At 43.9% G+C, this 9,060-nt stretch carries 10 protein-coding genes and 1 pseudogene; 4 read left to right on the top strand and 7 right to left on the bottom strand.

Annotated elements, in window-relative coordinates:
* Window positions 1–183: 183 nt before the first annotated feature.
* The 3 genes from QVA83_RS21245 to QVA83_RS21255 form a co-directional block, all read right to left on the bottom strand.
* On the bottom strand, window positions 184–1,356 hold the full coding sequence (locus tag QVA83_RS21245; RefSeq protein ID WP_287498939.1) for a sugar efflux transporter: 1,173 nt from the start codon (window positions 1,354–1,356) through the stop codon (window positions 184–186).
* 190 nt (window positions 1,357–1,546) lie between these two features.
* Entirely contained in the window at window positions 1,547–2,221 is a 675-nt protein-coding gene (locus tag QVA83_RS21250; protein ID WP_014950337.1) for a nitroreductase family protein, read from the bottom strand.
* 195 nt (window positions 2,222–2,416) lie between these two features.
* On the bottom strand, window positions 2,417–2,785 hold the full coding sequence (locus tag QVA83_RS21255) for a hypothetical protein (protein ID WP_014977175.1): 369 nt from the start codon (window positions 2,783–2,785) through the stop codon (window positions 2,417–2,419).
* A 332-nt stretch (window positions 2,786–3,117) separates the two neighbouring features.
* Between QVA83_RS21255 and QVA83_RS21260 the strand changes: the two genes are divergently transcribed.
* Complete coding sequence (locus QVA83_RS21260) at window positions 3,118–3,576, top strand: retropepsin-like aspartic protease (RefSeq protein WP_061095648.1); 459 nt, start codon at window positions 3,118–3,120, stop codon at window positions 3,574–3,576.
* Window positions 3,577–3,667: 91 nt separating this feature from the next.
* Here QVA83_RS21260 and QVA83_RS21265 read toward each other — a convergent pair whose 3' ends face one another.
* The 3 genes from QVA83_RS21265 to QVA83_RS21275 all read right to left on the bottom strand — a co-directional run bounded on the left by QVA83_RS21265 (window position 3,668) and on the right by QVA83_RS21275 (window position 5,202).
* On the bottom strand, window positions 3,668–4,078 hold the full coding sequence (locus QVA83_RS21265; protein ID WP_014950334.1) for a hypothetical protein: 411 nt from the start codon (window positions 4,076–4,078) through the stop codon (window positions 3,668–3,670).
* Window positions 4,079–4,345: 267 nt separating this feature from the next.
* On the bottom strand, window positions 4,346–4,654 hold the full coding sequence (locus tag QVA83_RS21270; RefSeq protein WP_039228104.1) for a hypothetical protein: 309 nt from the start codon (window positions 4,652–4,654) through the stop codon (window positions 4,346–4,348).
* The gene (locus QVA83_RS21275) at window positions 4,654–5,202 is read right to left on the bottom strand and encodes a YaeQ family protein (RefSeq protein WP_014950332.1); all 549 of its coding nucleotides are present in this window, start codon (window positions 5,200–5,202) and stop codon (window positions 4,654–4,656) included. Before QVA83_RS21275 ends, QVA83_RS21270 begins: the two co-directional genes overlap by 1 nt.
* Before the next feature lie 256 nt (window positions 5,203–5,458).
* On the opposite strand from QVA83_RS21275, the gene QVA83_RS21280 reads away from it, so the two are divergent.
* On the top strand, window positions 5,459–6,100 hold the full coding sequence (locus tag QVA83_RS21280) for a peroxiredoxin-like family protein (RefSeq protein WP_101565479.1): 642 nt from the start codon (window positions 5,459–5,461) through the stop codon (window positions 6,098–6,100).
* Between the two features lie 193 nt (window positions 6,101–6,293).
* Here the strand turns inward: QVA83_RS21280 and QVA83_RS21285 are convergent, their stop codons facing one another.
* On the bottom strand, window positions 6,294–7,202 hold the full coding sequence (locus tag QVA83_RS21285; RefSeq protein ID WP_156078705.1) for a hypothetical protein: 909 nt from the start codon (window positions 7,200–7,202) through the stop codon (window positions 6,294–6,296).
* 303 nt (window positions 7,203–7,505) lie between these two features.
* On the opposite strand from QVA83_RS21285, the gene add reads away from it, so the two are divergent.
* Both add and QVA83_RS21295 read left to right on the top strand, forming a co-directional pair.
* Entirely contained in the window at window positions 7,506–8,501 is a 996-nt protein-coding gene (gene add / locus QVA83_RS21290) for an adenosine deaminase (RefSeq protein WP_287498940.1), read from the top strand.
* A gap of 141 nt (window positions 8,502–8,642) precedes the next feature.
* A pseudogene (locus tag QVA83_RS21295) lies at window positions 8,643–9,060 on the top strand (glycoside hydrolase family 28 protein); the annotation flags it as partial.

Genomic DNA, 9,060 nt, shown 5'->3' on the forward strand with positions numbered 1-9,060 from the left:
GCTTTATTTAGAGAGCAACTCGGTGCTTAAGCCCGCAGTAAGTTTGTACGAAAAGATAGGGTTTAAGCACATTAAGGGGGCATCGTCGCCTTATGCGAGATGTGATGTGCAGATGGAGCTAAAGTTAAAATAGGCTGGGCGTACAAGCGCACAAAGAAAGTACGCGTAAGAAAAGGCAGGCTACTAACGACCTGCTCTGTGCTTTACGTACATGAACACTAACATCACGTTTAAGCCAAATATGGCAATGCACAACGACCCAATAGTGGCATCTCTGAAACTAAAGAATTGAGCCACGGTGCCTGCGCCAATGGTGCCTAGCATCATACCCACCCGAGTGGCGTTTGAATAAAACGCTGAAGTAAAACCTGTCAAATCAGGCGCTTGTTGTTGCAGCAAAGTCAATCCAATACCAGCATATAAACCGTAGAATAGCGCGTTTAATATTTGAAGGGTCAATAACTCCCAACTTGATTGAGAAAAGTACACGCCAACGTAAAAGCAACAGCCGAAAATAAATGCCACAGCCATGATACCCGCAGGTGGGAAGCGTCTGGCTAATTTTGCTGCTAGCAGCATAGTAGGTATTTCAAGTGCGGCCACAACCCCCATCATTAGCCCAGGCAAATTTTCCGGCAACCCCAGTTCATTCATTACGTACAAAGGCATGGATGATAAATACATGACATTGCCTGCCATTCCGGCAAGTATGGCTAACCCCACAAGCCAAAACGGCAGTGATAGCGAGCCTTTAAGCGTTGTATTGAGAGACTGTTGATTGGCTTTTTGAGGCGGCACAACGTTCACCACAAACAGCGTTGCAACAATCACGCATGCAATGGCCACCGAGAAGGACGCTGCGAAGCCAAAATTGGCAACCAGCGTAAATGCCAGCGGCGGACCTACTACCCAAGCGAGAGAAATGGCAGCGCGAACTTTTGAGTTAAATGCAGCTAAGTCAATGTCTTGGTTTTTTGCCCATAATCCCGAAACGGTCAACATTTGAGACACGGCTCCAGCGCCCACCGACATAAACAAGACGCCAGCGAGAAATACGTGCCAAAACTGTTTGCTAAAGATAAAGGCGACCATGGCAATGCCCACGCAAATCATGGTTAGCCCGTAAAGACGATTTGCGTTAAAACCTTTGTCTGCCAAGTGCCCGAGGTACTGACTGATCATCAACCCTGATAGCGTAACCGACACCATATAAATACTTATATAAATAGGCTCAACGTTGATCTCATCAATGAGGAAATAGCTCATCAGTGGCGTTACAAACGACGATGTTAGGCCTGTTAATAGACTTAACAGTAAAAAAGGAAGTTGTGGAGAGAATGCGTGACGCGATGACATGAGGATACGAGCTCCGAGGGACTGTTAAACGTGGTTGACCGAAATTCGTAAAGAAAAGGTCGCAGCCCTTAATAACGAGGGCGCATTATAAGTGCTGCGTATCTCATGTCTATGACAAAGCTTTTATTAGTTATGCCGTTTTAAATACTTGGTTTACCTCATATGCTCAAGCACTGCGCGCTTTTTAAATTTAAAGAAAGCTCGCAATTTCGCTAAGCGACTTTTTTTGCATGGCGTGTGCAGGAATTGTGGCGTTATCCGCCGGATAGCCCGCAATAATAAGCATATAAGCACGCTCGTTATCAGGCCGTTGACAGACTTCGGTTAAAAAGTTCATTGGCTTTGGTGTGTGGGTCAAGGTTGCCAAACCTGCGTTGTGGAGTGAAGTAATAAGCATACCCACTGCGATACCCACCGATTCGTGCACATAGTAGTTTTGGCTTTTTTCGCCCGTTTCTGTCTCTCCAAACTTTTGACTGAATACGGCAATAAGCCAAGGCGCGGTTTCCAGATAAGGTTTACTTGCGTCAGTGCCTAACGGCTTTAGGTCATCTAGCCACTGTTGCCCAGCACGCCCATTATAAAAACCGCGCTCATGCGCTTCAGCCTGTTCGCGTATTTGTTGTTTTACTTCGGGCGACTGAATGGCGGCGAAATGCCAAGGCTGATGATTCGCTCCACTAGGTGCAGTGCCAGCAGTCAAAATACAGTTTTCAATTACCGCTTTATCAACGTGCTTGTCACTAAAGTGACGAATACTGTGGCGGCGCTGCATGGTTTTTAAAAAATCTTCGCTTCGGGAAAGCATTTGCTCTTCAGGGTACTCAATAAAATCACTGAGCGGAGAATGGTCGTGAGGCTGCATTTATAATCTCGTTTTTCTGCTTTTTTACTACTCTATCGTTAGTGACGGGTTATTAAAAATAAAAACGCGCTAACTAGGGCGTGTTATATACATCGAAATAGAAAATAGCGTAAACAAGTATGCACAATAAAAAAGCGACTCACTCAGGCAAAAGTGAATCGCTTTGGTGCAATTTTTTGGTAGTAGAAAACGCTGTTAGTGGCGTTTGAACGGCGGGCGAGTGCCGCGTTTTTGCGTGTCAGTTTGCTCTTCTAGCATTTCAAGTTGGGCAACGTCATACACAGGCATCATGGTTGTCACTCTGCGATACGGTGGCTTACCGCGCATGATGACTTCTTTCACTTCTACGTATTCAATAGCTTCTTGCCCTACTGATTCCAATTGCGCTACATCGTTAACCGATAAGCTTACGATCTTGCGTTTAAATGGAGGCTTTCCTGAATAATCAACTACTTGTACATCAACTGTTTCATCAGTTGATGATGTCATAGCTTGCGCTGCGTTTGCAGAAAAACCAAGTGAAACAGCCGTAATTAATGAACCCAATACATAGCGTAATTTCATGTCGTGTCCTCTCGTTGACATACTTACCTTTCTACATTGTATGAGCGAAAAAGTTCTAAACAATGACGATTGGTGATAGGTGATAACTATCACCTAATTGGATATAGAGAATTTGAGTAATCAAGAGAATGGAGAACGATTGAAAGAGAAGCTACTGCGTTGAAAACGGAGTGTTTAACCTTGGTGCGGAATAAATGGTTTTGTGCACTATTATGGTGCTGTGGCACCGTCTGGTATTGTAGAGTTTCGGTAAAATCAATCATTTATCCTTTGGTCTTTATCTTGCTGTCAATCAACACCTATGTAAAGAGTCGACAAAGGGTGTATGTGCGGTGAGTGTAAAATCTAAAATTCCCTTATTTTTTCTGCTAACTTTTTGGTTAGCGTGTACATCTGCCGTGTCAGCGATAGAGCAAAATATTCCTCTTTCACAAAGCAAAGGTGGAACACTGTATCTAGAAGCGACCCTAGAATCGAACATAAAGGCTTCGTTTCTATTAGATACGGGTTCAAGCTTATTAACCCTCAATCAAGCTACGTTCGACGCGCTAACAAAAAATCAAAAGCTTCTTGCCACCAGAACCTCTGCTGCCAGAATGGCAAATGGAAAGATCGTTAAAATATCTCAGTATCAATTAAACTCGGTTCGTATAGGAAATACGTGCGAAGTGGGGCCAGTGGAAGTGGCCGTGCTTCCCAAAGGGAACAATATTTTAGGTATTAATACGTTGCTTAGGGTCGCCCCTTTAACTATAACACCAGATGCTGTGATTTTAGCCGGGTGTGAATAGCGTGAATGACTCACTTTTGTTTGATTAAACAGCAAAAAAAAAGCGAACCCGAAGGTTCGCTTTCAAATTTGCTTTTCGCTGGAAGATTAAATTAATCGTCACACTCGCTAACGTCGCCGCCCATTTGCTCTTTCATTTTTACGCAAGCTTCATAAGCTTTTTTCGCTGCGGCGTCTTTAAATTCGCCTGCTTTCTCAGCCGTTGCGTCATACGCGTCAGAGGCCATTTTCTTGCCATCTTCATATGCGTCTGAAGCCATCTCTTTGCCGTCATCAAAGGCATCAGAAGCCATTTCTTTACCGTCTTCATACGCCTCAGAGGTCGCGTCTTTGGTTTTATCCCAAGAATCTGCAGCACTTTCTTTTGCGCTGTCATAGGCGTCTGCTGTCGCTTCGCCCGCTTTTTCCATCTCTTTTTTTACTTCGCTTTTCGTCTCTTCGCTAGACTCAGTGCAGCCCATTAAAGACAGTAACAGTGCTAACGCCATTGCTTTAGTTTTCATTGTGAAGCTCCTTTTGCTGGGATAGTGGCTTGTTTCAAAGCCGGTCAACATGGTGTGTTCAAATATCCATTGTAAACGTTCAAAATGCCTGCCGTTTTATTGTCATATTCGGCAAGCTGAATATTCGACGAGACCAGTCTAGCCTACTTACCTGATAAAGTGTAAGTAGACTTTATGAGGAAAAATGAAAGGTTTATAACCAAAAACAAACCTAGCTAAGATTGAACAAAGAAGTTGGATACCCTGTTCTGCAAAGCGTGATGTGGGTTACTCTTCTGGGCCTTGTGTGGTGAATATAAGATGTCGACGCATATCTTTTAACACTACGCCTTTTTTAAGCAGCGCTGCGCTTAATTTTCGCTGCCACTTCTTTAGCTCGGGCTCAGCGTTTGACACCGCTTCTTCATTTTCGAATTGAAAGCGAAGCAGTAAGGAACCCGGGAATTGGTGATACTGAACGTCAAACCAACACTGTTGCATACCATTTAACTCTTCAAGCGCTTGTGCTTCAAGGCTATCGGCTACACTAAAGACCAGTGTTTGCTGTTTGAGTTGAACGGCAGAGAGTTTTTTCATTACAAGTGCTTCTCTATAGACACTTCAACGCTCTCGGTGACATCTGCACCTTCAATGGTTAGCCACATTTGCCCATCTTGAATAGTAACCTGTATTTGCATAGAGCGATGAACAGCATTGGCCAAAGTAGCGGCAAGCGACTCTGGCAAAGTGAAAACTGATAAGTTCTTTTTGGTTTGTAGCTTGTTATGTTCTTTCTTCCACCACGCGTCGAAGCTGTTGTCGGCGTAGGAATAAATCATCATTTGTTGGCTTTGATTGCAGCCCTTTTTGATGCGCTGTTCAGAGGGTTGGCCTAACTCAATCCACAGCTCTATTTCATCGCTAAAACTCTTTTGCCATAAATCTGGAACGTCATCGTCAGACAGCCCTTTGGTAAACTGTAGGCGTTCATGAGCATTAACAATAAACGCAACCACGCGCAGCATCATTCGTTCGTCATTTTCAGAAGGGTGACGGGCAATCGTAAGGTTGTGGTCGTTATAGTAATTGCGATCCATATCCGTTATGGATATGTCAGCTTTAAAAATGGTCGCTTTAAGAGCCATGGTGTTCCTGCTTTGTTCTTAGGAGGCTTGAAGTTAACCCCGTGTGCTATGTAAAAAAGTGGCATAGCAAGTTTTGGCGCTATAGTAGCAGTAAAAAGCAAATTTCGCTGTAGGTGAGTAGCGCCCAATACAAGTATTTGTCGGTTTATTTATTGGTGCGCGAAATTTCTAGTGAAGCTTCTCGGTCATATTGGACATCGCGCAAAGCGCGGATAACCAAAAACTAAACAAACAAAAATGATAACGGAGAGGGTTGATGAAGAGACTAGTGGCTATGGCGATGTTAATGTTCGGCTGTATAGCAGGCGCATCAAATGCGTATGCTTTGGAGCGCGGCACTATTGCAGAAGATGCAGATTCAGTAACGCCGTTGCTTAATGGTCAAGTGGCGCCTAAAACAACGCTTAAAATGGCAGATGGCTCGCCGGTAAGCTTACAAGCGCTTACCATGCAAAAGCCCAGCATTGTACTTTTTTATCGCGGCGGGTGGTGCCCGTATTGTAATGAGCAGCTTGCCCAGCTTAAAGATATTGAAAAAGACTTGGTGGATATGGGCTATCAGATTTTGGCCATTTCACCTGAATCACCAGAGCGCTTGCAAGAGCAAAAGCTTGAAACAGAATTCTTGGTTACGCTTTTATCCGACGACAAACTAGACACTATTCGCGAGTTCGGTGTTGGATTCTATTTAGATACTGTAACTGAGTTAAAGTACAAAACCTATGGCATTAACTTAACAAAAGATGAAAGCGGTAATAGTGTTTTACCAGCACCCAGCATCTTCATGCTCAATAAAAAAGGGCAGGTTTTGTTTAGCTATGTTAACCCAGACTTCAAAGTTCGCCCGTCGGCAGACCTAGTTTTAGCGGTTGCGAAAACCCTTAAAAAAGAAATGTAATGCGAATAGCCTTACCAAGGCGTTGTTCTTGGTAAGGCATGCCCAAAGTACTCTATGATATCGAGCACTGCATTTCATCGCGTCTTATAATGATTAAGTTAGATTCGCACGTATTTGACTGTCATAACGAGCTGTACTTAACCATTCACCGAGTCACCCTATCTCAAAATATCAAAGTGTAAGGAGTAAGCATTTACACTGAGATCAATGAAGTGATGTGCGCGGCTAGACGTTTAGGTTCAATATAAGTGTCGCCTTTACAGTTGTTTACGACGCTTAATAGCTGAGTAAGTAAGTGTTTATTCGCTACGTTCCGCTGACATATAGCGTGAACGGTATTGAGTTCAAGTGTACTTGCTAAAGCGTACACACCTTTCAAATTGCGATTTATTAGAAGCGCGTTTAACACGCGGTTAGCGGTGTATCGACGCCACGCCATATGAAAGCTGTCGAAATCGCACGTTAAGTCAACAGTTAACGCCACACGAAGCGCCCAAGACAATGGGCGAAAGTGTAAAAGATGTTCGGTTAGTAAGAATATTTCAAGTGCATGGTCAACAAACAGTGACGGCTTTGCAGTATCAGTAAGCTCAATAATGGGGAATAGCCCTTCGGCGGCGAACATAGACTTTACGAATTCAAAGGTGTAATACCCGTTACCATGAAGAGCAAGAAGGCATGTCTCAATTTCATCGAGAAGCGCTTCATCGAGGGTATTAGCAATGTCTTGAAGCGTTAGGTTATCTAAAAACTTCGCAATGTTCGGGTAGAGGGCATTAATCTCAGCCCATTTACTTTCTTTTGAATGACGTAAGGCCCTCTGATATTTGAGAACGTCGTCATGCCGTGTTAAATCGATTTGGGTGTGCAATTCGTTTCTCGAATAAATCCATCCTGCCCAAGCTATCATTGGCGAGTCCGCTAATCCAAGTGCGTGGAGCTCATTGAGCGAAGAACCTAATGAGCATACCGCTTCCACCAAGCCATGGGCTGCCTTTACATCTTTCCCCATAAAATCGGGTTCTTCTTGCATATGTTCGAATGAATACACGCCATTACGCCAGCCTGCTAAATAGCAGCCTTCTATACATTTTCCGCACATGACTGTGCTCCTGTTAGTGTTTTTGGGTGATAATAAGAGGCCTGTTGCTCTTTGGTGGTATTTAGCCTGTTGACAAGGCGCACGCCAACGAGCAACTGGCTCGTTGCTACTAAAAATTATGAAAAGTAATCAAGAAAAGCATCGATAGAGTAAAGTTAGATGCCAAGAGCGAACTTAAAACAAATTTTGCTTCAAAAAAAGCACTGTTTTGTCCCACTATAAAAAAGTTATTTTCTGCAAGAGTGCGAGGTTTACAGCGCCAAGTGGTATAGTAGGGCTTACGCCTTAACTCATCGTATTTCCATGATAAATAAAAACTTTCCATTACTTGATTTACATCGTCATTTAGATGGCAATGTGCGTCTGCAGACGATTCTGGAGCTTGGTCAGCAATTTAACATTTGTTTGCCAGCTTATTCGTTAGAGGGCTTGCGACCGCATGTTCAAGTAATGGAGATCGCCCCCGATTTGGTGTCATTTTTAGATAAGCTTACTTGGGGCGTTAAGGTGTTAGGCAGTCTCGACGCCTGCAAACGGGTGGCGATAGAGAATGTAGAAGATGCGGCTAAGCAGGGTATTGACTACACAGAGCTGCGTTTTAGTCCTTATTTTATGGGTGAAAGTCACGGGCTACCAACTCAAGGTGTGGTTGAGGCCGTGATAGACGGTGTAAAAAGCGCAACTAAAAATCACGATGTTAAAGTTAATCTCATCGGTATTTTGTCGCGTTCTTATGGCGCAAAAGTATGTCAGCATGAGCTAGATTCAATCTTGGCCTGTAAAGCGCATATAGCTGCAATTGATTTGGCGGGGGATGAAAAAGGCTTTCCTGGCAACATGTTCATAGAACACTTTACAAAAGTACGCCGCGAAGAGCTGCCTATAACAATTCATGCAGGTGAAGCAGTAGGCCCGCAGAGTATTTGGCAAGCCATTAACGACTTAGGTGCTGTGCGTATAGGACACGGCGTTAATGCTGTTAATGATGCTAAGCTAATGGACTATTTGCGCGACAACCGTATTGGTATTGAAAGCTGTTTAACCAGCAACGTATTGACGAACACGGTCACATCATTAACTGAGCACCCGTTAACCACCTTTTTGGATCACGGCATACTCGCCTGTCTGAATACCGACGACCCGGCAGTTCAAGGTGTAGAGCTAGATCACGAATTCTCCGTTGCAGCTAAGCAAGCTGGCCTTATGCCTTCTCATATTAAACAAGCGCAAGAGAATGCGCTGGCAATTGCTTTTTTAAGTGAAAGCGAAAAAGCCGCACTTAAGCGCAAAGTAAACTGATCAGAAAGATAAAGATCGTGCCGTGGTTAAGCGGACAGTAACATTATTTTGATTAATAATGCCACCGGTGGCATTATTGTCGTGATGTGAATATTTTGTTTCTTAAACGTAATCAGTTACGACTTAAATAATGGAGCTTTTATGCTGCACTTTATACCTGACGTTGACCGTTCTATGAGTAGCTACCCCAGCCGTTTCACACACCGCCGGGCTTTGGGATGGGTGGCGTTTATTGTGACCCTTCTAACTTGTTCCTATGTGTCGGCATCTACTGACGAAGACTGGAAAATTGCTGAGCAAATTGTAAATCAGATCCAGCTGCCGAATATTCCAAATGAAAAATTTATGGTTGATGTGAGTGATACTTCACTAAGCGCAGCGCGAGCGCCAATTCAACGTGTAATTGACAAGGCTTCTGCCAGCGGCGGCGGTATTGTTGTTGTGCCCAAAGGAACATGGCAAGTAGACGGTCCTATTCGTCTTAAAAGCAAAGTGAACTTGCACCTAGAGGAAGGCGCTACTCTGCTGTTTTCCGGCGACCCTTCGCACTACCTACCGG

The organism is Alteromonas sp. AO-Serp (assembly GCF_017849675.1).
Taxonomy (GTDB): domain Bacteria; phylum Pseudomonadota; class Gammaproteobacteria; order Enterobacterales; family Alteromonadaceae; genus Alteromonas; species Alteromonas macleodii.